Below are 25,525 nucleotides of genomic sequence, written 5' to 3' on the forward strand. Positions count from 1 at the left end.
GCCGGCCGCGAGCATCGCCGCGGCTGCTTCCTCCATCGCGAGAATCTCCGAGCGGCGAGCCGCGACAGAAGCCGGGTCCGAAGGGTCGAACCCCGGATCGGCCACGTCGTTGCTGCGGTGCTGTTGCATGGACCCTAGTCTACCGGACCGGTCCGATTGTCGGGAGGGTCGTGCATAACTTTTTCAGGCTCCCGAAGCCACATGCGGGCGTTCACGGGAGGTATCCCCAGAAACGGCAGGCACTCAGCTTGGTCGATATTCGTAGCTGTGTGCGATTAGCCGCACTGTGTGCACGTGAAATAGCATTCACAAAAGTCTAACGAGGCGGAAGCTGGTCCCGAGGGGAATGCTCACGAAGGCCCCGTGACCCGCCGACGCCCCGACCCGCGCCATCACGGGCGCGCGCGCCCATCTCGCGCGCCCACCTCGCGCGCCCACCTCCGTGCCTACTTCCGTGCCGGTTCAGCCAGCAGCTCTCGGAGCGCGGTCAGCATTCGCGGGGCCTGGAAGCCTCGTCCGCGAGGAGTGACTCTGAGAGCTCCCAGAGTCTGCGAGCGGCATCAGGGTCGACGGCGTGCGGGACGACGCCGTGCACGCCGTCGGTGACCTCCTCGACGAGCTGCGCCGGGTGGCAGTCCTCGTAGTAGGCCGGCGTGCCGGGTCCGAGCTCGGCGCGGGTTGCGACGTACACGGACGTCGCGGCGCCCTGCTCGGGTGTCTTGCTCGGGAAGCGTCGCTTCATGTCGGCGAGCACCTCGGGGTCCCAGTGTCGCTGCAAGTTCGTCCAGATCCCTCCGGGCATGAGCGCCGCGGCCGTGATGCCGCGGTCGGCCCAGCGCCGCGTCGCCTCGAGCGCGAAGAGCACGTTCGCGGTCTTCGACTGCCCGTAGGCGAGCCCGGAGTCGTAGTCGTCCCCGACGAAGAAGGGGTCGTCGAAGCGGATGCCGCTCGAGGCGTGCCCGCTCGAGCTCACGACCACGACGCGCGCGTTCCCCGCCTCGGTGAGGGCGGGCAGCAGCGCATTGGCGAGCGCGAAGTGCCCGAGGTGGTTGACGGCGAACTGCAGCTCCCAGCCGCCCGGGGTTCTGAGCTCCGGGGTGTGCATGATGCCGGCGTTGTTCACGAGCAGGTGCAGGGGCCCGGTCCAGGCCTGGGCGAGCCTCTGCACGGTCGCGAGGTCGGCGAGGTCCAGGTGCTCGACGCGCACGTCCGGGTTGCCGGTGGATGCGCGAATGTCGGCCGCGGTGCGCTGGCCAGCGTCGAGGTCGCGGACGGCGAGCGTCACCGCCGCCCCCGCCGAGGCGAGCGCACGGGCCGTCTCGACGCCGATGCCGGAGCTCGCGCCCGTCACGAGCGCGGTCCTGCCGGTGAGGTCGACACCCTCGACGACGTCGAGGGCCGTCGAGCTCGCATCGAACTGGGGCGTGCCGAACGCGGGCGTCGTCTGGGGTGTCATGACTCGTTCCTATCAGCGCGCCGTGACGAGACCCTGACCGTTTCGGAGTGCGCCCGTCAGTCGTCGGCGCGCGGAACGGCGACGACGCGGACGCTCCCGCCCGGGACGGTGTCGTCGGAGCTCACCGCCCTGTCGGCGAGGAGGTCGTGCCCGGCGATGCCCGCGCCCGCATCCAGCGCCCCGTGGTTGATCTGGAACACGTAGTCGGTGCCGTCGCCGTGGCGCACGACGGTCTCGAGGTCGCTGATCGGTGAGTATGGGGAGTCGGCGCTGTCGAGCACGGCCGTGACGAACCCGTCGAGGTCTGCACCGTCGAGCGCGGTGGAGAGGTACCAGGCGGTGCCCTCTCCGAAGCTGTTCCGGGTGATCGCCGGTCGGCCCGCGCCGGGCCCGTCGGCGAAGTCGGTGACGCTGTGTGCGCTCTGGAGCTCGATGTCGTCGCTCCAGACACGGCCTATCGATCCGTCGGCGAGCGTCGTCCGCTCCCCGGCGCGCAGGGGGAGGAACTCCTCGATGACAAGTCCGAGCACGTCGCGGAGCTGCCCCGGGTATGGGCCGGTCGGCACGTCGTCGTTGCTCGAGACGATGCCGGAGAAGTAGGAGAAGGCGAGCGTGCCGCCTCCTGAGGCGTAGTCGCGGAGGTTGGCGGCGGCGTCGTCCTCGATGAGGTACAGGGAGGGGGCGAACACGACGTCGTAACCGGTGACGTCGGCGGCGGGGTGGACGAAGTCGACCGTCACGCCGCGGCGCCAGAGTGCCGAGTAGAACGCTTCGACCCGTTCCCGGTGGTCGAGGTCGACGGACGGCCGCCAGTCGAGGTCCTGCGCCCAGAAGGAGGTCCAGTCCCAGGCGATCGCGACCCGAGCGTGCACTCGGGACCCGAGGATCGGGGCGAGGGCGGTCAGGTCGGCTCCGAGCGCGACGGACTCGCGCCACTTCCGCGATGCCTCGCCGGCCTGGGGGATGAGGGCGGAGTGGAACTTCTCTGCGCCCTTCTGTCCTGCCCGCACCTGGAAGAACAGCACCGCGTCGGCGCCACGGGCCGCGTGTGCGAGGCTGTTGCGCCGCATCTCGCCCGGGCGCTTGGCGATGTTGCGGGGCTGCCAGTTCACGGCGGAGGTCGAGTGCTCCATGAGGATCCACGGCTTGCCTCGGGCGAGTGAGCGTGTCAGGTCGGCGGCGCGTGAGAGCTGGATGTGGTTGTCGTCCTGCTCGGCGGTGAGGTAGTGGTCGTTGGCGACGATGTCGACCTCGTCGGCCCACTGCCACAGGTCGACGCTCGGGCAGATGCCTGCCATGAAGTTCGTGGTGATCGGCTGCGGGGCGTGCTCGCGGATCACGTCGCGTTCGGCCTTGAAGCACTCGAGCAGCGCCGCCGAGCTGAAGCGATGGAAGTCGAGGCGGTGGGCGGGGTTGCTCGCCGTTCCCGAGGTGCGAGGGGCGTCGATCTCGTCCCAGGAGCCGTAGCGCTGTCCCCAGAAGTTCGTGCCCCAGGCTGCGTTGAGGGTGTCGAGCGTGGCGTAGCGGTCCTGCAGCCAGGCGCGGAACGCGGTGACGGAGGCATCGTCGTAGCTCTCCGTGATCGGGGCGCCGTACTCGTTGTGCACGTGCCAGAGCACGACTGCCGGGTGCTGTGCGTAGCGTTCTGCGAGCTTCGCCGCGATGGCCGTCGCCGCGAGGCGGTATTCCGGGGAGCTTGGGCTGACGATGCCGCGCGAGCCGAAGGCCAGGGGGGCGCCGTCGCGAGTGACGGCCCTCGTGTGCGGGTACTTCCGGTAGAACCAGGCGGGCGGGGAGGCGGTCGGCGTCGCGAGGTCGACGTCGATACCGGCGGCGTGGAGCAGCCCGATGATCTCGTCGAGCACCGTGAAGTCGTAGACGCCCTCCTCTGGCTCGATGAGGGCCCACGAGAAGATGCCGATGCTGACGAGGTTGATGCCGGCGTCGCGCATGAGGCGGATGTCCTCGTCCCACACTTCACGAGGCCACTGCTCGGGGTTGTAGTCGCCGCCGAAGCGGATCTTCTGGGGGCCGGGCATCCACGTCGATGTGTTCACCCGAGAGAGCTTACGTCATCGTAAATCAGACGCGCCATTGACTTACGAAAGTGAAAGTGACTGAATCGGTGCATGACCGACGAATCGCGCCCCGCCTACGAGGCTGCCCCAGACCGGTACGAGCGGATGCGCTACAGCCGTTCCGGGAGGAGCGGGCTGAAGCTCCCAGAGCTCTCCCTCGGCCTCTGGCACAACTTCGGGCGGGAGCGGCCCCTCGAGACGCAGCGGGCGATCCTGCGCCGGGCGTTCGACCTCGGCATCACCCATTTCGACCTGGCGAACAACTACGGCCCGCCGCCCGGCTCGGCCGAGGAGAACTTCGGCCGGATCTTCGCGCAGGACCTCGCCGCCCACCGCGACGAGATCCTCGTCTCCTCGAAGGCGGGCTACGCCATGTGGTCGGGGCCATACGGAGAGTGGGGGTCGCGCAAGAGCGTGCTCGCCTCGCTCGACCAGTCGCTCGGCCGCCTGGGCCTCGACTACGTCGACATCTTCTACTCGCACCGATTCGACCCGGAGACGGCGCTCGAGGAGACGATGGGCGCACTCGCCACGGCGGTCGACTCCGGGCGGGCGCTGTACGTCGGCGTCTCGAACTACGACCCCGCCCAGACGCGCGAGGCGGCGCGCCTCCTCGCGGGCCACGGCATCCCGCTCACCATCCACCAGCCCAGGTACTCGATGTTCGACCGCCACATCGAGCGGGGCCTGCTGCCCGTGCTGGATGAGGTCGGGGCCGGCGGGATCGTGTTCTCCCCGCTTGCGCAGGGGCTCCTCACCGACCGCTACCTCGGCGGTGACGTGCCGGAGACCTCGCGGGCCGCGACGTCCAGGTTCCTGTCTGCCGATGGAATCGACGCCGAGTACCTCGCCCGGGCCCGCGCGCTGAACGACATCGCGGCAGGGCGCGGGCAGACGCTGGCGCAGCTCGCGCTGAGCTGGGTGCTCCGGCACCCGCAGGTGACGAGCGCGCTCATCGGAGCGTCGAGCGTCGGGCAGCTCGAGCAGAACGTGGCCGCGCTGGAGGCGCCGGCCCTGACCGAGGACGAGCTCGCCGCGATCGAGCCCTTTGCCGTGGATGGCTCCGTCTAGCGTCTGGCCGAACGCGGGGGCTCGCTTCAGCTGGCGTCGGCTTTCGTCCCGAAGAGCTCGCGCGCGAGCTTCGCGATGACACGGACCTTGGCGCTCGGCTTGACTTCGGAGAGGCGCACGAAGCAGACGTCGAGGGGCGCGACCTTCTCGGCGATCGGCACCGAGACGAGTTCGCCTCCGTCGTAGGTCTGCGGCATCTCCGGGCGGTGGTTGAGGATCGAGAACCCGTGCCCGCGCGCGACGAGCGAGCGAACGGTCTCGTAGCTCCTTGAGCTGTAGCGCACGGCGGGGTGCACGCCCGCGTCGGCCAGCATGCCGAGGAAGTAGTCGCGCGAGTGGGCGATGTCGAGGAGGATCAGGTCCTCCTCGGCGAGCTCCGCCAGCTTGATCCGCTTCCGCTGCGCGAGGTGATGGTCGACGGGCAGGATGATGTGCGGCGGCGACGCGTACAGGTGGTCGAACGTGAGGTCGTGCACCGCCCCGAAGTCGTAGGCGATCGCCCCCTCCACCGAGCCGTTGAGGAGGAGCTCGACCGTGCCGTCGACATCGGCCTCGATGATCTCGATCTGCAGCTCGGGGTGCTCCTCCTTGACCCGGGAGATGAGCCTGGGGAGCACGAAGGGGGCCAGCGTGACGAAGCAGGCGAGGCGCAGGGTCCCGCGCACGGAGGTGTGGTGACCGCGCACGTTGTCGGCGACCTCGTCGACCTGGGCGAGGAGCGGCTGCGCGTCGCGGAGCAGCTGCGTGCCCGCATCCGTCAGTGCGAGTCCCTTGCTGCGCTGGCGGATGAAGAGCTGCACGCCGAGCGACCGCTCGAGCTGGGCGATGGCGGTCGAGACGGCCGACTGCGCGACGTGCAGGTCGAGGGATGCCTCGGTCATCGACTGCTTGGTCGCGGCGGCGACGAAGTACTGCAGCTGGGTGAGGGTCATGTCGAAGCGGCTGGATCTTGCCATGCACGGATGGTATCTCGACTGATGATGTGAGCGACGCTGAAGTTCACTAATTCTGATGCCGTTCTGGGAGGCCGAGAAACCCTCGTGGCCCGAGATTCCCGGCGACGACGGACCCACATCAAGAGATTCGATGGACTGCCTCGGCAACGCATATTTGCCGCCACTTCCGCGGTGGGGTTTGGTGGGAGTCACTCGGGGCGGACGACGTGGCCGCCCAGCGATCAGGTGCTTCCGGCTTCGGCCGGGGTGTGGCTCGCGAGCGAGTTTCTTCGCCAGCATGGAGGTTCGTATGTCGTTCCAGGAGACGGAAGTGCTCGTCGTGGGTGCCGGCCAGGCCGGAGTCGCGATGAGCGAGCACCTGACGAGACGTGGGGTGCCGCACCTCGTGATCGAGCGGGAGCGCGTCGCCGAGCGGTGGCGGACGGGCCGCTGGGATTCGCTGGTCGCCAACGGGCCGGCCTGGCACGACCGGTTCCCGTCGATGGAGATCGAGGGCGTCGCGCCTGACGCGTTCGCGACCAAGGACCAGATGGCCGACTACTTCGAGCAGTACGCGGAGCGCTTCGGCGCCCCGGTCCGCTGCGGAGTCGAGGTCACCGAGGTGCGCAGGCGCGAGGGCGTTCCCGGCTTCCACGTGCAGACGAGCGAAGGCCAGATCGATGCGCGCTACGTCGTGGCCGCCACCGGGCCATTCCAGCGCCCCGTCTTCCCGGCGATCGTGCCGGCCGAGACCGGCATCGAGCAGCTCCACTCGAGCGCGTACCGCAACCCGGAGCAGCTGGCAGACGGCGCGGTCCTCGTGGTCGGCGCAGGCTCCTCCGGCGTGCAGATCGCCGATGAGCTGCGCCGCTCCGGCCGGGAGGTCTTCCTCTCCGTCGGCCCCCACGACCGCCCGCCGCGTGCCTACCGGGATCGCGACTTCGTCTGGTGGCTCGGCGTGCTCGGCAAGTGGGAGGCCTCGGCGCCGCCTCGCGGGGCGGAGCACGTGACGATCGCCGTCAGCGGCGCGAGAGGCGGGCACACGGTCGACTTCCGTACGCTCGCGGCGAGCGGCATCACGCTCGTCGGTCGCACGAACAGCTGCGAGGGCGGGGTCGTCAGCTTCGGGCCGGACCTGGCGAAGAACATCGCCGACGGCGACGCCAACTACCTGTCCGTCCTCGACGAGGCGGATGCGTTCATCGAGCGCAACGGGATGGACCTCCCTGAGGAGCCGGAAGCGCGCGTCTTCGGTCCCATCCCGGAGTGCGTCGAGCATCCGCTCGAGCAGCTCGACCTGGCTGAGGCCGGCATCACCTCGATCATCTGGGCGACCGGCTTCGCCGTCGACTACAGCTGGCTGCCGGTCGAGGCCGTGGACGAGCGCGGTCGCCCCAAGCAGCAGCGTGGCGTCTCGACGGAACCCGGCATCTACTTCCTGGGCCTGCCCTGGCAGTCCCGGCGCGGCTCGAGCTTCATCTGGGGCGTCTGGCACGACGCGAGCTACGTCGCCGACCAGATCATGATCCAGCGCGGCTACGCCGACTACCGCACGGAACCGAGCACCAGCAGCACCCCCGTCCCCGCCTCGATCGGAGCTTCGCGATGACCACGCACACCCGCATCCGCCCCTTCAACACGAAGGTGACCTATCCCGAGCAGAACCTCGACAACGATCTCTGTCAGGCGGTGGTAGCCGGCGGAGTCGTCTACCTGCGCGGGCAGATCGGCCAGGACCTGGAGTCGCGCGAGTCCGTCGGGATCGGCGATGTCGAGGCGCAGGCGGAGAAGGCGATGGCGAACATCGCCATGCTGCTCGACGAGGCAGGCTCATCGCTCGACGACATCGTGAAGGTGATCGTCTACATCATCGACCCGCGCTACCGGGAGCCCGTCTATCGCGTCATGGGGCGGTGGCTGAAGGGCGTGCACCCAGTGTCGACCGGCATCGTGGTGAGCGCCCTCGCGCGCCCCGAGTGGCTCGTCGAGATCGACGCGACGGCTGTCATCAGCACGCCGGCGGACGGGGACGCCCAGTGACCTTCTCCATCGTGGCCAGAGACGAGACGGGAGCCCTCGGCTCCGCGATCTGCTCGTCGTCGCCCGCTGTGGCCGCGCGATGCGCGCACCTCGCCGATGGCGTCGGTGCTGTTAACTCGCAGAACGTCACCGACCCGAGGCTCGGACCGATCCTGCTCGAGGCGCTGCGCACGGGCGCGTCGGCTCCGGAGGCGATCGACACCGTGACCGCGCAGACGGAGCACATCGAGTACCGGCAGCTGCTGGTCGTGGATGCGGCTGGCAGGTCTGCCGTCTACTCGGGCGGCCGGGCGCTCGGCATCTTCGGCGACAGCCAGGGCCAGGGGGTCGCCGCGGGCGGAAACATGCTCGCAGCGGCCACGATTCCAGACCTCATGGTGGCCGCCTTCAGCAGTGCCGAGGGCGAGCTGGAGGAGCGGCTGCTCGCTGCGCTGCGTGCGGCCATCGCGGCCGGCGGCGAAGCTGGGCCCGTGCACTCGGCGGGGCTCTCCGTGGTTCGGGCCGCCGGCTGGCGGGTGACCGACCTTCGGATCGACTGGACGGACGCCGACCCCGTCGCCGAGCTTGGCGACCTCCTCGAGGTCTGGCTGCCGCAGCGCGACGACTACGTCTCCCGCGGCATCGACCCGACTGCGGCTCCTTCCTATGGGGTGCCCGGAGATGAGTGACCTCACCGTGGAGGACGCCAAGCGCCGCGCAGACGAGCGCGTCTCGGAGGCGGCGCCGTCGCTCATCGCGCTGTCCGAGCGACTGCACGCCAACCCGGAGACCGCGTGGCAGGAGCACCAGGCTGCCGCGTGGGTCGCGACGGCGCTGGAGGATGCGGGCTTCGCGGTACAGCGCGCCTACCTCGGCTTCGCGACGGCCATCCTCGCCGAGTACGGCACGGGGCCGCTCAAGATCGGCATCATGGCCGAGTACGACGCCCTCCCGGGGCTCGGGCACGCGTGCGGCCACAACCTGATCGCGGCCTCCGCAGTCGGGGCGGGCCTCGCGCTCCTCCCGCTCGCCGAGGAGCTCGGCGTGACGGTGCGCGTCTACGGGACACCCGCGGAAGAGGGCGGCGGAGGAAAGATCGAGCTCATCGAGGCCGGAGCGTTCGCCGACCTCGACCTCGCGATCATGGTGCATCCTGCCCCCGTCGACGTCGCCGAGGCGAGGCCGTTCGCGGTCTCCCACAGCCACATCACCTACGAGGGGGTCTCGGCGCACGCCGCGGCGTATCCGGACGAGGGCGTCAACGCGAACGACGCGTTCCTCATCGCGCAGCTCGCGCTCGGGCTGCTCCGACAGCAGCTGCCCGCCGACACGCGCGTCCACGGGATCCAGACCGTCGGCGGGTTCGCGCCGAACGCGATCCCCGAGCACACGGAGGGGCGCTGGTACGTGCGCGCCAACACGCTCGAGGAGCTGCACCGGCTCGAGGAGCGCGTGAACCGCTGCTTCGAGGCGGGGGCGCTGGCGAGCGGCAGCACGCTGCGCATCGAGCCGGAGAGCAAGCCATACGCGGAGTTCCGGACCGACGAGAAGGCGCTGGCGGCGTACACGGCCAACGCGATCGCCCGCGGGCGGGTCTTCGCCGACCCGTCGACCGCCGGCCGCATGAACCGCGCCTCAACCGACATGGGCAACGTCTCGCAGCTCGTCCCCGCGATCCACCCGTACATCGGCGTCGACTCGCTGCCCTTCGCAAATCACCAGAAGGAGTTCGCAGCGGCCTGCGTCGGGCCCGCCGCCGAGCGTGCGCTTGTGGATGCGTCGGTGCTGATCGCCTGGACGGTCATCGATGTCGCGTCCGCCGCAGCATCCGCGTCCCGCTTGGACGGCCTCGGCGAGGGCTGACGCCCCGCCTCGCTCATGAGCACCACGGTGAGAGGCATCCCGCGGACCGCGGGGCAACGACCGGGAGCCTCCTGGTGGGTGCACCACGCGGTCATGCTCGTCGCGATGGTCCCGTGCCTCGTGAGTGCGCACGAGCCGATGCTGCACGTCGGGGGAGCGGTGCTGATCTACCTGCTCTGCATGGCGACCGCCCGTCGATGCCGGAGGGACGGCCAGCACCTGCCGGCCCTCGTGGACGAGCTGGCCATGCTCGCGCTGCTCGTGGCCGGCTTCCTCGCGGGCCACGCCGGCGAGGCGACGCTGGCGTCGTCGCACCACGGGGGCCAGGGGAGCGTGCAGCTCGCGCACCTCATCGCCGCCGCGACGGCGTTCGCCTGGCTGACGGCACGCGGGCTGCTGTGGCGAGACCTCGCCATGGGCCCGCGGTTCGGGCAGGTGTCGTTCGCTGTCAACGCGACGATGGTGGCCTGGATGCTCGTGGCGACGCTCGCCGGGTGAGCCTGCCTGCGACAACGTCGGCATCGAAGATGCAGATGCAGTAGATCGAAATCGTGTGCTTGGTAGATGTGCCGACGTGACGCAGTGTGGATGCACCACCGACAGCGATGTCGCTCGGCCACGCGCGGGTCGACGACACCGCTGAGCATTCCAGAGCACGACCCGAGTGCCCCCGACGAATGGAGACGCAGATGGAAGAGCCCACCTCGATCGACTGGCACGCCCGCGCCCAGTCCCTCACGCCAGATGGGCGCCTCTTCATCGACGGCGTCCGCGCCCACGCGTCGGACGGCGCCGTCGTCTCCAGCATCAACCCCGCGACGGCCCAGGCGTTCGCCGCAGTCGCCGCCGGGACCACGCAGGACACCGAGCGAGCCGTCGCGACGGCCAGGGCCTCGTTCGAGGCCGGCACGTGGAGCGGCCTCGCCGCCGCCGACCGGGGCCCGATCATGCAGCGCTGGGCGGACCTCGTCGAGCTCCGCGCCGAAGAGTTCGCCCTCCTCGAGACCCTCGACATGGGCAAGCCGATCGGGCAGTCCATGACCGTGGATGTTCCCGGGTCCGTCGCGACCATCCGCTGGTACGCGGAACTCGCCGACAAGCTCGGCGACGAGGTGCCATCGACGCCCCCTGGCTCGACTGCCGTCGTCTCGCGCGTGCCGCTCGGCGTCGTCGCCGCCATCACGCCGTGGAACTACCCCATGGAGATCGCCTGCTGGAAGATCGCGCCCGCGCTCGCGGTCGGGAACAGCGTCGTCCTGAAGCCGGCCTCCGAGTCGTCGCTGACCGCGCTCCTGCTGGCGGAGCTCGCCGTCGAGGCAGGGGTGCCCGCCGGCGTCCTGAACGTCGTCACGGGCTCCGGCCGCGTGGTCGGCGAAGCCCTCGCACGGCACCGTGGCGTCGACGCCCTGACTTTCACCGGATCCACTGCGGTCTCGAAGCGACTGCTCGTGGCGTCCGGCGAGAGCAACATGAAGCGCCTCTCGCTCGAAGCTGGCGGCAAGAGCGCGAATCTCGTGTTCGCCGACGTCGAGTCGGTCGAGCTCGCGGCCGAGAAGGCGGCCTTCGGCGCCTTCTACAACCAGGGCGAGGTGTGCTCGGCGAACTCCCGCATCTACGTGCAGCGCCCCGTGCTCGACGCCTTCATCTCCGCCTTCCGGCTCGCCGCTGGCTCCTACGCGCCCGGGGATCCCCTCGACTGGTCGACCGGAGGCGGGGCGCTCGTGAACGAGTCCCACACGGACGACATCGAGCGTGCCGTGGATGCTGGACGCTCCGCTGGCGACATCCTCTTCGGCGGCGCGCGCATCGAGCGCGGAGCGTCGCGGGCGTTCTACGCGCCCACCGCGGTGGCAGGTCTTGACGCGAAGCACCCGCTGGTCGTCGACGAGCTCTTCGGGCCGGTCGCCACCATCATCGCCTTCGACGACGAGGACGACGCCGTCCGCCAGGCGAACGACTCCGCCTACGGCCTCGCGGCCTCGGTCTGGACCTCGAACTTCGCCAGGGCGCACCGTGTCGCCGACCGGCTCGTCGCAGGAACCGTCTCGGTCAACACCGTCGACGCGCTCGGCCTCACGACGCCGTTCGGCGGCTTCCGCGAGTCCGGGTTCGGGCGCGACCTGTCCCGCCACGCGATCGACAACTACGTCGGCCTCAAGACCACCTGGTTCCAGCACGGCTGAACCGCGTGCCGCACCCCGACCGCGCAACGGTCGAGTGGTGCTCCCGATCTCCGACGGGGAGAGTCCCCGTCGTTCCGCGCGAGGAGGCGCTCATGACCACAACAGAACCCCTGCACACCACGGGTCAGCGGGTGTCGCACCTCGACGAGGTCCGGCATCCGCTCGACCCGCTCACCGCCACCGAGATCGAGCGCGGCCGTTCCATCCTCGAGGCCGAAGGGCTCCTCACCGAGCAGAGCCGGTTCCCGAGCGTCATGCCCATCGAGCCGGACAAGGAGTTCGTCCGCGGCTTCACCGAGGGCGGCCCGCTGCGTCGCCGCGTCGAGTACGTCGTGCTCGAGACGGACACGGGCGTCTCCACCGAATACGTCGTCGACCTGGACGCCGGCGTCATCGCGTCCCGTGACGTGGTGGCAAGCGGGGAGTTCCCCTACGGGCAGCCCGCCTACCTCTTCGAGGAGTACGACCGCGCGATGGAGATCGCCAAGTCGAGCGAGGAATGGCAGGCCGCGATGCGCCGCCGCGGCCTCGAGGATCGCATCCAAGACGCGTTCTGCTCCCCGCTGGCCCCCGGCTACTTCGGCTACGAGGACGAGATCGGGCGACGGATGATCCGCTCCCTCACGTTCCTCCGCGACCACCCGGACGACGTCGCCTGGGCGCACCCCGTCGAGGGCCTGCTCGTGACGATCGACCTCACGACCGGGAAGGTCGTGAGCGTCTTCGACGAGGGCGACGTCGTCACCGCGGCGACCTCAGGGCGCTACGACGACGAGCACGTGGGGCCTGCGCGATCCACGCTCAAGCCCATCGAGATCACGCAGCCGGAAGGCCCGAGCTTCGCCGTCGACGGCTCCCTCGTCGACTGGGAAGGGTGGCAGTTCCGCGTCGGCTTCAACGCGCGGGAGGGGCTCGTCCTCAATCAGCTCAGCTTCCTCGACGGCGAGGAGCGCCGACCGATCATGTACCGCGGCTCCGTTCCCGAGATGATCGTGCCCTACGGCGACACCTCCCGGAACCGGTACTGGATCAGCTACTTCGACGCCGGCGAGTACTACCTCGGCAAGAGCGCCAACTCGCTTGCGCTCGGCTGCGACTGCCTCGGCGTCATCCACTACTTCGACGGCATGAGCCACGACGACCACGGACACGCCATGCGCGTGCCCCAGGCGATCTGCATGCACGAGGAGGACGCGTCGATCCTCTACAAGCACACCGAGTTCGGCTACGGAACGGATGTGCGTCGGCAGCGGCGCCTCGTCATCTCCTACATCGCCACGGTCGGCAACTACGACTACGGCTTCTACTGGCACCTGTACCTCGACGGCACCATCGAGGTCGAGGCCAAGGCGACCGGGCTCGTGTTCAACGGCTCGGGAGTGCCGGGGGCGTCCGAGGCGCACCGGCTGGAGATCGCGCCGGGGCTGTTCGCGCCGGTGCACCAGCACATCTTCTGCGCGCGGCTCGACATGGAAGTCGACGGGCCGGACAACTACGTCGACAGGTCGGAGGTGCGACGCATCCCGATGGGGGAGCAGAACCCCTACGGCAACGCCTTCACGTGGGCTCGCGAGCGGATCGAGACCGAGGGCGGCTTCGACGATGACCGCTCGGTGCGACGGACCTGGCACATCGGGTCGAACGCGCGCCGCAACGCGATCGGCAAGTCGACCGAGTACGAGCTGCTCGGCGAAGGGTGGCCGACGCTGCTCGCCGACCCCGAGTCGAGCGTCTACCAGCGAGCGACCTTCGCCGCCCACAACACGTGGGTCACGAAGTACCACGAGGACGAGCGCTGGCCGGCCGGCAAGTACCCGAACCAGCACGCGGGCGGCGCGGGGCTTCCCGCGTATGTCGACGATGCCGAGTCCGTCGACGGTGGAGACATCGTCGTCTGGCACTCCTTCGGTCCCACGCACCTGCCGCGCCCGGAGGACTTCCCGATCATGCCCGTCGACGTCTACCGTCTCCAGCTGAAGCCGTACGGCTTCTTCGACCGCAACCCGGCGCTGGATGTGCCCGACTGGGCGACACGTGGGGCTGGCTCCTGCTGCTCGCACAGTGCGGAGCGCCGGTACGGTCGCATGCCCGCCGAGTAGGCCAGGAACGACTCGAAGGTGCGCCGCGCGGAGATCCGCGTGGCGCACTTTCGTGTGTGCGCTGAGGGTCGGGGCGGACGCGAGCGCAGAGCCCGGCGTCGAAGCGGCCCGAGCACAGACTTTGACGCTGGCGCAGACCCTGAGGCCGATGCGCCGGACACCGCGTTTCTTGCCCGGTGCGATTGAATTCGTTGGGCGGAATGGTGTTCTCGGTCCGGCGCTGCGGCCTAGCTTCGCCGCCGAGGCACGTGGGTCACGGTGTAGCGACACGCTCTGGTTGAGAAGAACGGGTGTGGTTCGCTCGGTGCGTTTCGGAGCTACTGGCATTGCGCTCTCTTTCAGAGAGAGATTCTCATGTCGCACGCTAGTGCCGCGCTGAATTAGACGTCAGTGTCTGCGCGCACGAGTTGTAGTTGATGAGGGGTCGACAGTCGTTACCGCGGACCGTTCCTTCCGAGTTTCTTGGCCCATCGCCGACCGTTGGGCTGCCCGCGACGCAGCCATGGGCCAGCCAGTGATGCATGACCGGCCGACTTACCGGACGGCTCACGGATGGCGACTCCGCGACCGCTCATGGAGAGGATCATCGCTTTGGGGCGGCGTGAGCGGACGCCAGTCAGATCGCCCTGCAGCTGAATGTTATGGCCTTGAACGCGCACGCAGCCCTATCCAGGCTGATTGGAACAGGCTTTCGGACGGTGTTGTCCGCACCGATGAGCCCACTAGCCGATACGAGCAAGAGCATCCTGGCACGAGGATCTACGACTACGTGCACAAGCTCGGCGGTAAACGAACGGCCAGTTCCCACGCTGCAACCGCACTCTCACCTAGGGCTGGGCCCACGCCTGTGACTGCTCCAACGAAACCGAGCGCCGCTCGGCGAGCCGTGCCTTGTTTCACACCTACGATCACTACCGCAATCATGAAGAACCCACCTTCAGCAGTTTGAGCAACCTGCGTGAGCGGGAAACCCAACCGAAGTGCTCCAAACACGCTCGCCAGTGATCTTGTCCGCGTGCTCGGGCCCCTGCTCACCGACCAAGAATCATCTACCTGGACCCATTTGCGCTCCGTGCGGTGCTCAGTTAGCCATGGCGGTAGAGGGGAACCGGGAGGTATATTCCTATGAACGCTTCACTCAAGGACGAAGGAAACTATGCGCCTCACGATGTACCTGCTCCGCGAGGGGGCTGACGGTGGCAAGGAAGATCTGCGCCAGCGTGCTAACGTGCGTGAGCTTCGGGTCCGTGTCCGTGCGGATCGCCTGACCGCTTACATCGTTGAGGGCGATTCAAAGGCGCCGTCATGGATGAAAGAGCTCAATCGTATAGCCGACCTTGATGTCGAGCATCGAGAGACTCTGTCTCGTAGCTACGGTGCTGTCGTCTTCGTTAAAACGGGAGGACGTGTCCTCGCTGTTTGTTTTGGTACTGGCTTCCATGCTGTTGAGCCGGCGCAGATTGAGCGAGGGTTCGGCCTTCGGACAACCGCTAATCTCGTAGCTGCTGAGCGCGTTAGGGGCGCACAGACGAGGGGCGTCGCAAGTAACTCTCGGGACCAAAAAACCTTCTTGCCTACCGACGGTACCTTCAGCGACCTCGCTGTAGAGGTAGATGAAGATTGGCTTCGAGAGTTGTCCGGGAAGTCTGGCGTGCCGTCAATAGCGACGACGTTGGCGGGTGCTGACTCACTTCGAATCACGGTTCCTGAATTTTCCCTCAATGCTCTTCCGGAAAAGGCGGACGAAGTCTTCTCTGCTTACCAGAGTGATGATTACAAGGAGAGATTCGCGTTTCTGGGTCAGATTGCTCCACTCGACCGGAGTGACCCTCGCATCGACCAACTCGACCAACTTGTGGTCGAGCAGTTGAGTGCCCACGAAGCTGGAATCTCTTTTGCCATGCCTGACCCTTTCACCCAAGGTGACCTAGACCACTATGAATTTGCGTTGGGCTACCAAGGGCGTTATCGCCTCGAAGATGTTCTTCCGTCGGCTGTCTTTAAAATACTCGAACAATTGGACAAGGCAAAGAACCCGTTGGTGGATGTCAAGGTATCTGCGCTAAACGAAGACGATGAATTGGTCGATCGGGTTCATCCATTGAAATCTTATGTTCAAACTGAAGTCCAGTTTCAGGGCGAAGACTTCCTGCTATCGGCTGGTCTTTGGTTCGCTGTTCGCAAAGATTTCTCAAGCACCGTGCAGAGTCAGGTCGATCGAATCGCCGACCTCACTGATGAGCTTTCGCTGCCCGTTTGGGATGCGAAGGTGCTCGCCGATGACTCGCGGGATAAGACGGCCGAGGGGTCGTACAACATCGCGACAGCAGAGACTGAAGGGTACGCCCTGCTCGATAAGAAGCTAGTCATTTTCAGTGCATACGAGCGGCTTGAAATTAGCGATCTCCTCACTCCCGCCGGCCAGCTTCTATGCGTTAAATCTGCTTCGAGTTCTGCAACGCTCTCCCACCTCGTCGCTCAGGCCATAAACAGTGCGGGAGCGTGGGGTGATGTTCGATATCAAGACAAGCTTGGTGAGGCGTGGGTGTCGCTCCATGGTGATGCCACGTCCTCGCTAGGCCGTGAGGAGGCTGTCTTCGTGCTGGCGATAGCTACACCAAAACCCGGCCCACTCAGGGAATCGCTATTCTTTTTTGCCAAAGTTCAGGTCGCAAACTGTGCTCGCCTGTTGGAGCGAGCAGGATTTCGCGTGGCTCTTGCCCGCATTGAGATGATCAATTTCGAGCCGGTAAAAGTGCCTCGAAAGAGTAAGGTGGTCTTCAAGTGAGAAAGACTGCTCGCGGCCCGGAACTGTGCGAGATGTGGTGGTGATTTGTGTTGCGGCACTACGGCGAGAGAGAAAATGTTCGAGTCTGGGAGTGGCATTTTGGCCACGGCTATTAGCTTAGACAACGGTGTCAATGTTCGGAGTTCATGATTCGTCACGCTCGACCGAAGTGGCGGTTGAGGTTGTGGCCATTGCGCCACTCGACTTCCGCATCGTCCACCCATCCGAAAGCCTCTACGCCAGGTGCTTGAGTTGCGACACAGACTGGGTCCTGTTCATCTGTGTCGAGGGAATGTGCTCACTGCCTGCGCCGACGAGCAGGCCGATGCCGTTCATTGGTGAAAAATGTTGCCTGCACAGTCGCAAAGCTCACGGGCTGCGCGTCCGCGGGGACCGAATCGTCGGTGATCCCTAAGAGCATGAAATATCATTCGATGATGGGGGTCGGCTCTGTCCGGACGCACCGGAACACCCGCCCGGATGGGCCGTCGCTGGCACGCAGACAGAACAGGGAATTAGTGCCGAGAAGTAGAGGTACGTATTTTGCGGTCGCGCAAGTGTCTGAGTGGCATTTCCTCGACCTCTCCAGTGCGTCGAACTCGTAGGAGGCCCGCCGCATTTTCCTTCTCAATCGTCTCAGACCACATCGCGGGCACATGCATCTGTGACGAATTCATGAGGCTGGCTTCGTGCACCAACTGACAATGTCGCGCGTGTAATTGCCCGGGGGCGTGGCGCCGTCTTCATAGTCTCCTCGGGCCATTCGCGCGCGTGCGTGGTGAAGATGCGGCAATTTGCCCATACCGTGCGTACTTGGCAAAGCGACCCACCTATCAGCATTCGCACATCTACCTCCGCACTGACCCAACAGCCTCGGCACTACGAGCATGTCGCTAGCAGCTCGATAGCCGAAGGGCGCCTCCTAGACCATGATGGCTGGCTGTCTCGCTGCCCGGGCAACGCGGCGGGCGGTGTCGGCCAAGGGCCCGCTCGGAGTGGGCGCGAGCACCCGCTTCATCGTGACACTCGAGTCCTTGTCCTGGCGAATTGACCCGGACTCAGGCCGGAAAGCGGACCCTCGGAACGTTCTTACCTCGATCAAGCAATGGAGCCCGGGGGTGCGCACTGTCCGATGCATGTCGTAAGCGACCACCACGTAGGGTCGACCGTCGGTGGAGTGCTCGAGCATGGAGCGGAGTCGGAGTGGATCAAACGCCGAGCCTGCTCACGCCACGGCCACGGAGACATCCGTTGGTTACGCGCCGACATGCAATCCTCCTGGAATGTGGGCAGGACCCGCCAACCGTGCGCGACGGCGCAGCTCGACAGTCTGCCTCCTGACGATCAACCCCAGGCGTCGTGCCATCCGGGTCGTGGCGGATCCGTACCTACACCACCGCACACGGCGACCATGCTGATCCTCGGGTCCGTTCCTGCTGTTCAAGCGTCATCTTCGGGTCCACCTTTGTGCCCGCGTGAGAGGTCTCTGCAATCACAGGTTCGGGGCCTAGCCCTTGGCGACGGTCCCTGGAGCGGTGGAGTCCACCGCGACGGGCGCGCTCACGAGGTCGCCATCGTCCCGCTTGGTCACCTTGACGAGCACCAGGTAGGCGACCGCGCTGACGACGAAGCCGACGATCCACGCGACATCCACGTTCCCGAGGGGAGCCGCGAGCGGGCCCGTGTAGAACGCGGAGATCATGAACGGTGCCTGCGCGAGAAGGCCGAGCGCGTAGGTGCCGAGGCCGACGGCGTTCCAGCGACCGTAGCGTCCGCCGTCGCGCTGGAAGAGCTCATCGACGGCGTACTCGCCCTTTCGGACGATGAAGTAGTCGACGAGGTTGATGGCGGACCAGGGGATGAGCACGTAGAGCAGCAGCGCGACGAAGCCCTGGAAGACGACCATGAAGTCGGAGTCGCCGGCCATCGCGCCCAGCGTGGCGATGACGCCGCAGATGATCGTCGCCGTCACGCGGGTGCGGCTCGTGATCGTGATGCGGCTGAAGCTCGATTGCGCCGCGGTGAGCGCGCACATCACACCCGAGTACAGCTCGGCGGCGTTGATGACGGCGGCGGTCAGGCCGAAGATCAGCAGCACGACGATGCCGACGGGACCGAGCAGCTCGGCGAGCGCACCGAGCGGGTTCTCCGGGTTGGCGGCGCCGAGCAGCACGCCGAGGACCATGACGAACACGCTGCTCAGGACGAGCCCGAGGTAGGTCGCCCAGAAGGCAGCCGCGGGGCCCGTCTTCTTGGGGAGGTACCGGGAGTAGTCGGAGACGTAGGGAGCGTAGGCGAGCTGCCAGACGATGCCGATGGCGAGCATCCCGAAGAAGCCCTCCGTCGTGAAGCCGGCCTCGGCGCGCTGGGACGTGACCGCCGGATTCATGAGCAGTCCGACCATCGCGACGATGACGGCGACCGCGATGAGGGTCGAGAGCACCTTCATGATCTTCTGCAGCAGGTCGTAGCCGACGATCGCGATGACGATGCCGACGACGGCCAGCACGGGGATGGTCAGCGAGCCGGGGAGCCAGGGGAAGACGGCGACGAGGCTGTCCTTCGCGACGACCAGGATGCTCGCGAAGAAGCCGAGGAACATGAGCAGCGCGATGGCCGCCAGGAGGCTGCCGCCCAGGTAGCCGAACTGCGCGCGGGCCTGGAGCATCTGCGGGATCCCGAGGTGCGGACCCTGGGAGGCGTGGAGGGCAGCGCCGAACGCGCCGATGAGGTTGCCCGTCAGGATGGCGACGATGCTCCAGCCGATCGAGAGGCCGAATCCGCCGCTGGCGAGTGCCCCGGTGACGACGGTGAGGGGCAGCATGTTGATGCCGACCCAGATCGCGAAGAGCGACCAGACGGATCCGGTCCGCTCGTTCTCGGGGATGGGAAGGATGTGCCTGGTCTCGAATTGGACCACGGATGTTGCGGGTGTTTCGGGCATGGCGAACTCCAGGGGTCGGCGTCGTTGCCGCGTCGCAGTCCTGGCCTCAGATCTGGCGGAAGGAGTGCGGTTGCGTGCTTCGAACCTAGCCGCGCGGCGGCGCTCGGTGGATAGCGATTGGCGATCAGCCGCATCGCTTCGCGAGATGCGCCGCGGCTGCGTGTCACGGTGCCCGTCGCGCGGCTTCCGCTGGAGGGGCCAGGATGGATCCTCGACGTTTCTCATCCGTTTCAGGAATGTTGAGGCGACTTTGCATCACGGAAAGCGATGCACGTCTTCACGCTTTCGTATTTGCGTCGCCACGGTCGAAGCTCGGATGCTGGGAGCGAGCCCGAGTCGCAGACCGGCATCAACCGAGCGGAGTCGCACGTGAACGCAGAAGTCCAGCAGCTGTTCGACTACGTCGTCGTCGGCGGCGGAACAGCGGGGAGCATCGTCGCGTCGCGCTTGAGCGAGGACCCGAGCGTCACGGTCGCGCTCATCGAGGCTGGGCCCAGCGACGTCGACGAGCCGCGAGCCGGCAGCATCCGTCGCTGGGCCGAGATGCTCGAGGGCGAATACGACCTCGACTACCGCAGCGTGCCGCAGGCCCGCGGCAACTCGTTCATCCGTCAGGCCAGGCTGCGCATCCTCGGAGGCTGCTCGACCGCGAACACCATGATCAGCTGGCGCCCCCTGCGCGGCGACCTCGAGGAGTGGGCGGCGGCGGGAGTCGAGGGGTGGGGCTACGAGGAGGTGAGCCGGGCCTTCGACCGGATCGCTGCGCCGATGGTTCCGGTGGCGGATGCTGACCGCAACCCGTACATACAGGATGCGGTGACCTCCGCCGCCGCGGCGCTCGACCTGCCGCAGCGACGCCGGTGGAATGCCGAGGAGTTCGTCGAGGGCGCTGGCTTCTTCGAGATCGGCTACTACCCGGAGAACAACGACCGAGCCTCGAGCTCGCGCGCCTACCTCCACGACAACCTCGACCGGCCGAACCTGACGGTCGTGCTGAGCTCCATCGTCGAGCGACTGACCATCGAGGGCGGCCGTGTCACGGGCGTCCTCGTGCGGCCCGAGCGCGGCGAAGCGCACCAGATCACGGCGCGGCGCGAGGTCGTCCTGAGCTGCGGTGCCATCGACACCCCGGCGCTCCTGCAGCGATCCGGAATCGGCCCAGCCGAGGTGCTGCGAGCTGCCGGCGTTGAGCCCATCCTCGACCTGGCCGGGGTCGGCGAGAACCTCCAGGATCACGCGGAGGGCCTCGTCGTCTGGGAGGCGAGCGGCGAGCGCTCGGAGGTGTGCGCGACGGGCTGGGATGCCGGCTACGTCGTGCGCGTCGACCCCGAGAGCGCAGTTCCCGACATCTCGACGCACATCCCGCTCCACTCCTGGACGGTGCACGCCGAGCGGTTCGGCGCGGACATCCCGGCCAACAACGTGTCGCTCGCGCCGAACGTCGCGAAGCCGCGCAGTCGCGGACGCGTGTGGATTACGTCCCCGTCGCCCGACGTGGCCCCGTCCATCGACTACGGGTACTTCACCGATGCGGACGGCCGCGACGAGACCATGCTCGTCGAGGGTGCCAAGCTCGCGCGCCGAGTCGCCCAGCAGGAGCCGTTCGCCTCGCACCTCGTGCGGGAGGTGTTCCCCGGCCCCGACGTCGTGTCCGACGAGGAGCTCTCCGAAGTGCTCCGCGCGACGCACCAGACCGTCTACCACGTGTCCTGCACGGCACGGATGGGCGCGGCGGGGGATGCGCTCGCGGTGGTCGACTCGAGGCTGCGCGTGCACGGCATCGAGGGCCTGCGCATCGCCGACGCGTCGGTCTTCCCCACGATCCCGGCGCTGAACCCGGTCGGCACGGTCATGACGGTTGCGGAGCGCGCCGTCGACTTCATCCGCGAGGACGCCGGGGCGCGCTGAGCTTTTCCCTGAGTGTTCGCCGAGAGGCTCGAGAACTTTGTGACGCAATGGCGGTGGACCACGTCTCCCTTGTAACGCCCCACAGCGGTGCACCGGCACCAGGGCTCGAAACCAAGGAGAGCATCCCATGACGAACGTCACCCCCAACGCTTCCGCCACCCCCAGCACCGTGGCAGCGCCGAAGACGGACTCGGCCTCGAAGAGCGTCGTGACGTCCGGCCACGCGGGCACGGAGCTCGCCTCCACCCACGGCACGACGACCGTCGTGGACAGCGTCGTCGCCCGTGTCGCCGGCATCGCTGCCCGCGAAGCCCGTGGGGTCTACGACCTCGGTGGCGGTGCGGCCCGCGCGATCGGTGCCATCCGCAACGCGCTCAACGCGAGCGACCAGAGCCAGGGCGTGAGCGTCGAGGTCGGCGAGAAGCAGGTCGCCGTCGACATCACGATCGTCGCCGAGTACCCGGTCTCGCTGCAGGATGTCGCAGACGGCGTCCGCGCCGACGTGATCCGCGCCGTCGAGTCGATCGTCGGCCTCGAGGTCACCGAGGTGAACGTCACCATCAACGACGTGCACCTGCCGAGCGACGACAACCAGGAAGAGCCCGCAGAAGCGCGCGTCCAGTAGTCAGCAGCACGAAGCCAGCGCGCCTCCAAGCGGGTGCCTGGCCTCGGAACCCATCACCTCAGCCGGCCTGGCCGCCGATCGGCGGCCAGGCCGCGCCAGTTAACACACCCCGAAAGCGAGTCACCCATGTTCCTGCGAATCGTCACCTTCGTGCTCGGAATCGTCGTCAAGAAGCGCAGCGCCAAGAAGAAGCGCCAGCAGCAGGCGGACGCCCGCGCCAAGCACACCGCGAAGTCCAAGAAGTCCGGCAAGTCCAAGCACGGTGCCCGCTCGAAGCGGAGCTCGAGCAGCCGCGGCCGTCGACGCTGATCCTGCGTCCGTGCATAAAGCCCGCCCGTTCCCGTGGCCGAGCCCGGCCGCCGTCGCAGAGGCCGTCGCGGTCGCCGCTCGGTCGGTCCACGCCTGAGGACGCCATCGGCTGAAGGCCAGAACTCAGGCCTTCGGCCGATGTGCTCGGCCAGTCCGAGCGGAAGACTCATCTGGTCGGCGCGTGGTGCGCCGCAGGAGAGGCGTGAGTGAAGAAGTTCGTGAAGAGGGCACTGCTCGGGGTTGCGGCGGTATGCACGGTGGTTGCGCTCGCGTTGGTTTCGACGACGGTCGTGCACGCGGTGGCGTCTGGGATCGAGAGCGGCCGGATCGAGCAGTACGGGCAGAAGGTCGACGTCGACGGTCGCCAGATGAACGTCCTCGTCGCGGGCGACGCCGCCGACACGATCGTGCTGCTCCCCGGCTCCGGCACGGCGTCCCCGGTCCTCGACTTCCAGCCCCTGGTCGACGACCTGGCGCGGGATCACCGCGTCATCGTCGTCGAGCCGTTCGGCTACGGGCTCAGCGATGGCACGGATCGAGAGCGCACGACGGAGAACGTCGTCGCGGAGGTGCACGCGGCGCTGCAGGAGCTCGGCGTCGATCGCTACATCCTCATGGGCCACTCCATCGCCGGCATCTACGGGCTCGAGTTCGCCGAGCGCTACCCCGACGAGGTGACGGCGTTCGTGGGGATCGACACCAGCGTCCCCGGTCAGCCGGGCATGAACGAGGAGTTCCCGACGGGCCTCTTCGCAGCGGTCAGGAACCTCGGCCTCATGCGACTCATCACCGCCATCGGGGGAGTCGGCTACGACGAGCCCGTCTACACCGATGAAGCTCGCGAGCAGATCACGCTCATCAGCAACCGGAACTCGCTCAGCCCGACCTACCTCGACGAGATGGACCACTTCGGGAGCAACTTCGGGAACGCGCTCGGCACGAGCTTCCCGGAGCAGCTGCCGCTCCTCCTCTTCGTGGAGGCCGACAACGCGAACAACGGCGACTGGATGGGCCTCCACGAGCGGCAGGCCGCCGAGGTCAGCGACGGCACGGTCATGCCCGTGGATGGGGAGCACTACCTCCACCACACGCACGCCGCCGAGATCGCGCAGGACTTCCGGGAGTGGCAGCTGGCGCGTTCCCTCTGAGGGTTCTCGCTTGCCGGTGGATGCATCGGCGGCTGGTTGTCGACGTGCGAGGAAGTAGTGTCAGTCGGCGGGGCGGCACCATGGTCCGCGGCTGATCGCTCAGCTGCCGTGGAAGCCCCACCGACATCCGACGTGCTAGGAGGGCAGCCATGGCCTTGATCGACAATGGGATCTACGTGAAGGGGCGTCGCTGCTTCACCCCGGTGACGCTCGATGAGACGTTCGAGAAGCTGCGTGAGCACGCTGGCATGGCCTGGATCGGCCTCTTCCAGCCGAGCAACGAGGAGCTCGACGCGGTCGCCAAGGAGTTCGATCTGCATCCGCTCGCCGTCGAGGATGCACGGGTCGGGCACCAGCGGCCGAAGATCGAACGCTACGGCAGCACCCTCTTCGTGGTGCTCCGACCCGCCTGGTACGTCGATGCCACCGAGACGGTGCACTTCGGCGAGATCCACCTGTTCGTCGGCCCCGAGTTCGTCGTCACGGTCAGGCACGCGGCACGCCCGGAGCTGGGAGACGTCCGGCACCGGATGGAGCAGAGTCCCGCCCTCCTGAGCCTCGGCCCCGAGGCTGTCCTCTACTCGGTGCTCGACCAGGTCGTCGACGGATACGCCCCCGTGACCGCCGGCCTCGAGAACGACATCGACGAGATCGAGGATCAGCTCTTCGCGGGCGACGAACGCGTCACGCGCCGCATCTACGAGCTCCTCGGCGAGGTCATCAACTTCCAGCGGGCGACGAGTCCGCTGCGAACCATCCTCGAAGCGCTCCTGCGGGGCGCCGAGAAGTACAACACCAGCGAGGAGCTCCGCGCCCGCTACCGAGACGTTCTCGACCATTCGCTGCGCATCGCGGAGCGCGCCGACTCCTTCCGCGTGCTGTTGGAGAACGCCCTGACCGTGCACAGCACGTTGGTCACGCAGCAGCAGAACGAGGCCATGCGGGAACTCTCGGAGGCCAGCCTCGCGCAGAGCGAGGAGACGAAGAAGCTCTCCGAGCAGAGCATCGCCCAGAACGAGGAGATCAAGAAGATCACCAGCTGGGCGGCGATCCTCTTCGCCCCGAGCCTCGTCGGCACGGTCTACGGCATGAACTTCACGAACATGCCGGAGCTCGAGGCCGAATGGGGGTACCCGCTCGCGCTCTTCGGGATGGTGGCGCTCGGCGTCGTCCTCTGGTCGGTCTTCAAATGGAAGAAGTGGCTCTAGGCCGTATCCGACGAGGTCTCGCCGACCGCCGGTGAGCTCACCGGCCTGCGTGCTCCTCGATCAGCCCGAGACGCACGAACGCCGCGTGGAGTCCGCCCTCGTCCACCGCCCCGGTGACGAGGTCTGCGGCGGCCTTGGCCTCGGCGGTCCCGTTGCCCATCGCGACGCCGACGCCGCACGCCACCAGCATCTCGAGGTCGTTGCCGCTGTCTCCGACGGCGATCGTGTCCTCCATGCCGAGGCCGAGCACGGGGAGCAGGGCCTCGATCGCCGCCGCCTTGTGGACTCCGCGCATCGAGATCTCGCCCCCGCCGTTGCCGAGGCCCGGCATGGTGCCGCCGACGATCGCGTAGGCGCTCCCGAGTCGGGCCTGCACTCGATCGAAGGAGGCCTCGTCGTCGCTGCTGAACACGACCTTGGCGGTCTGGTCGAACTTCATCGGGCCGGAGTCGACGACGTGGTGCCGCAGGCCCGAGTTCTCGATGTCCGTGTAGCCGAACCCCGTGAGCAGGCGCCGCATGCGCGAACGGTGCCCCTCGGTCGTGTGCATCCCGTGTCGCCCCTGCAGGCTGTAGTCGATGCCGAGATCGTCCAGCTCCGCGGCCAGCGAGCGGGCGTCCGCCTCGTCCAGGTGCAGGTCCACGAGCCAGGTGCCCGCGTGCTGCACGTAGGCGCCCGCGCCCGCGACCATGCCGTCGAAGCCGATCTCCTCCACTCGGGGGTCGATCTCGAGCGGGCTCCGGCCGGTCGCGAGGAAGACGAGGTGACCCCTGGACTGGGCCGCGTGGATGGCCGCCGCCGCTGAGGGTGGCACGTTGCCGAGCCCGTCCGTCAGGGTTCCGTCGATGTCGAGGAACACGGCCCGCCGAGAAGTGGTGCTGATCGTCACCT

At 67.5% G+C, this 25,525-nt stretch carries 19 protein-coding genes; 14 read left to right on the forward strand and 5 right to left on the reverse strand.

What is annotated here, in order from left to right; genetic code table 11:
- Positions 1-487 precede the first annotated feature (487 nt).
- Positions 488-1,456 carry an SDR family NAD(P)-dependent oxidoreductase gene (locus C5E05_RS00005; RefSeq protein ID WP_104340772.1) on the reverse strand — a complete coding sequence of 323 codons (969 nt, stop codon included), beginning with the start codon at positions 1,454-1,456 and terminating at the stop codon, positions 488-490.
- Between the two features lie 56 nt (positions 1,457-1,512).
- On the reverse strand, positions 1,513-3,495 hold the full coding sequence (locus C5E05_RS00010; protein WP_104341178.1) for a beta-galactosidase: 1,983 nt from the start codon (positions 3,493-3,495) through the stop codon (positions 1,513-1,515).
- A 90-nt stretch (positions 3,496-3,585) separates the two neighbouring features.
- On the opposite strand from C5E05_RS00010, the gene C5E05_RS00015 reads away from it, so the two are divergent.
- Positions 3,586-4,605 carry an aldo/keto reductase gene (locus tag C5E05_RS00015; RefSeq protein WP_104340773.1) on the forward strand — a complete coding sequence of 340 codons (1,020 nt, stop codon included), beginning with the start codon at positions 3,586-3,588 and terminating at the stop codon, positions 4,603-4,605.
- 26 nt (positions 4,606-4,631) lie between these two features.
- On the opposite strand, the gene C5E05_RS00020 is transcribed toward C5E05_RS00015, so the two are convergent.
- On the reverse strand, positions 4,632-5,561 hold the full coding sequence (locus C5E05_RS00020; protein WP_258064723.1) for a LysR substrate-binding domain-containing protein: 930 nt from the start codon (positions 5,559-5,561) through the stop codon (positions 4,632-4,634).
- Between the two features lie 289 nt (positions 5,562-5,850).
- Here C5E05_RS00020 and C5E05_RS00025 point away from each other — a divergent pair, with 289 nt between their 5' ends.
- The 8 genes from C5E05_RS00025 to C5E05_RS00060 all read left to right on the forward strand — a co-directional run bounded on the left by C5E05_RS00025 (position 5,851) and on the right by C5E05_RS00060 (position 16,492).
- Positions 5,851-7,149, forward strand: a complete 1,299-nt coding sequence (locus C5E05_RS00025; RefSeq protein WP_104340774.1) for an NAD(P)/FAD-dependent oxidoreductase — start codon at positions 5,851-5,853, stop codon at positions 7,147-7,149.
- On the forward strand, positions 7,146-7,580 hold the full coding sequence (locus C5E05_RS00030; RefSeq protein WP_104331627.1) for a RidA family protein: 435 nt from the start codon (positions 7,146-7,148) through the stop codon (positions 7,578-7,580). The genes C5E05_RS00025 and C5E05_RS00030 overlap by 4 nt, the downstream gene beginning before the upstream one ends.
- Positions 7,577-8,248, forward strand: coding sequence for a DUF1028 domain-containing protein (locus tag C5E05_RS00035; RefSeq protein ID WP_104340775.1), 672 nt, complete (start codon positions 7,577-7,579; stop codon positions 8,246-8,248). Before C5E05_RS00030 ends, C5E05_RS00035 begins: the two co-directional genes overlap by 4 nt.
- A complete protein-coding gene (locus tag C5E05_RS00040) occupies positions 8,241-9,422 on the forward strand; it encodes a M20 family metallopeptidase (RefSeq protein ID WP_104340776.1) in 1,182 nt (393 codons plus the stop codon). Before C5E05_RS00035 ends, C5E05_RS00040 begins: the two co-directional genes overlap by 8 nt.
- A gap of 15 nt (positions 9,423-9,437) precedes the next feature.
- Positions 9,438-9,920: a hypothetical protein gene (locus C5E05_RS00045; RefSeq protein ID WP_146080975.1), complete on the forward strand. Its 483-nt coding sequence runs from the start codon at positions 9,438-9,440 to the stop codon at positions 9,918-9,920.
- A gap of 191 nt (positions 9,921-10,111) precedes the next feature.
- Positions 10,112-11,605 carry an aldehyde dehydrogenase family protein gene (locus C5E05_RS00050; protein ID WP_104340778.1) on the forward strand — a complete coding sequence of 498 codons (1,494 nt, stop codon included), beginning with the start codon at positions 10,112-10,114 and terminating at the stop codon, positions 11,603-11,605.
- A 92-nt stretch (positions 11,606-11,697) separates the two neighbouring features.
- Positions 11,698-13,704: a primary-amine oxidase gene (locus C5E05_RS00055; RefSeq protein WP_104340779.1), complete on the forward strand. Its 2,007-nt coding sequence runs from the start codon at positions 11,698-11,700 to the stop codon at positions 13,702-13,704.
- Between the two features lie 1,156 nt (positions 13,705-14,860).
- The gene (locus C5E05_RS00060; protein WP_104340780.1) at positions 14,861-16,492 is read left to right on the forward strand and encodes a DUF6119 family protein; all 1,632 of its coding nucleotides are present in this window, start codon (positions 14,861-14,863) and stop codon (positions 16,490-16,492) included.
- Between the two features lie 1,507 nt (positions 16,493-17,999).
- Here the strand turns inward: C5E05_RS00060 and C5E05_RS00070 are convergent.
- A complete protein-coding gene (locus tag C5E05_RS00070) occupies positions 18,000-19,436 on the reverse strand; it encodes a cytosine permease (RefSeq protein ID WP_104340782.1) in 1,437 nt (478 codons plus the stop codon).
- 369 nt (positions 19,437-19,805) lie between these two features.
- On the opposite strand from C5E05_RS00070, the gene C5E05_RS00075 reads away from it, so the two are divergent.
- The 5 genes from C5E05_RS00075 to C5E05_RS00095 all read left to right on the forward strand — a co-directional run bounded on the left by C5E05_RS00075 (position 19,806) and on the right by C5E05_RS00095 (position 24,634).
- On the forward strand, positions 19,806-21,344 hold the full coding sequence (locus tag C5E05_RS00075; RefSeq protein ID WP_219819479.1) for a GMC family oxidoreductase: 1,539 nt from the start codon (positions 19,806-19,808) through the stop codon (positions 21,342-21,344).
- 127 nt (positions 21,345-21,471) lie between these two features.
- Positions 21,472-21,969 (forward strand): Asp23/Gls24 family envelope stress response protein, encoded by a 498-nt coding sequence (locus C5E05_RS00080; RefSeq protein ID WP_104306994.1) that lies wholly within the window; start codon positions 21,472-21,474, stop codon positions 21,967-21,969.
- Positions 21,970-22,095: 126 nt separating this feature from the next.
- Complete coding sequence (locus C5E05_RS00085) at positions 22,096-22,278, forward strand: hypothetical protein (RefSeq protein ID WP_104241672.1); 183 nt, start codon at positions 22,096-22,098, stop codon at positions 22,276-22,278.
- A 206-nt stretch (positions 22,279-22,484) separates the two neighbouring features.
- Positions 22,485-23,426 carry an alpha/beta hydrolase gene (locus C5E05_RS00090; RefSeq protein WP_104340784.1) on the forward strand — a complete coding sequence of 314 codons (942 nt, stop codon included), beginning with the start codon at positions 22,485-22,487 and terminating at the stop codon, positions 23,424-23,426.
- Positions 23,427-23,575: 149 nt separating this feature from the next.
- The gene (locus C5E05_RS00095; protein ID WP_104331616.1) at positions 23,576-24,634 is read left to right on the forward strand and encodes a magnesium and cobalt transport protein CorA; all 1,059 of its coding nucleotides are present in this window, start codon (positions 23,576-23,578) and stop codon (positions 24,632-24,634) included.
- Between the two features lie 37 nt (positions 24,635-24,671).
- On the opposite strand, the gene C5E05_RS00100 is transcribed toward C5E05_RS00095, so the two are convergent.
- Positions 24,672-25,523 (reverse strand): Cof-type HAD-IIB family hydrolase, encoded by an 852-nt coding sequence (locus tag C5E05_RS00100; RefSeq protein ID WP_181059250.1) that lies wholly within the window; start codon positions 25,521-25,523, stop codon positions 24,672-24,674.
- Positions 25,524-25,525 lie beyond the last annotated feature (2 nt).

It is taken from the genome of Pseudoclavibacter sp. AY1H1 (assembly GCF_002931055.1).
Lineage (GTDB): Bacteria > Actinomycetota > Actinomycetes > Actinomycetales > Microbacteriaceae > Pseudoclavibacter.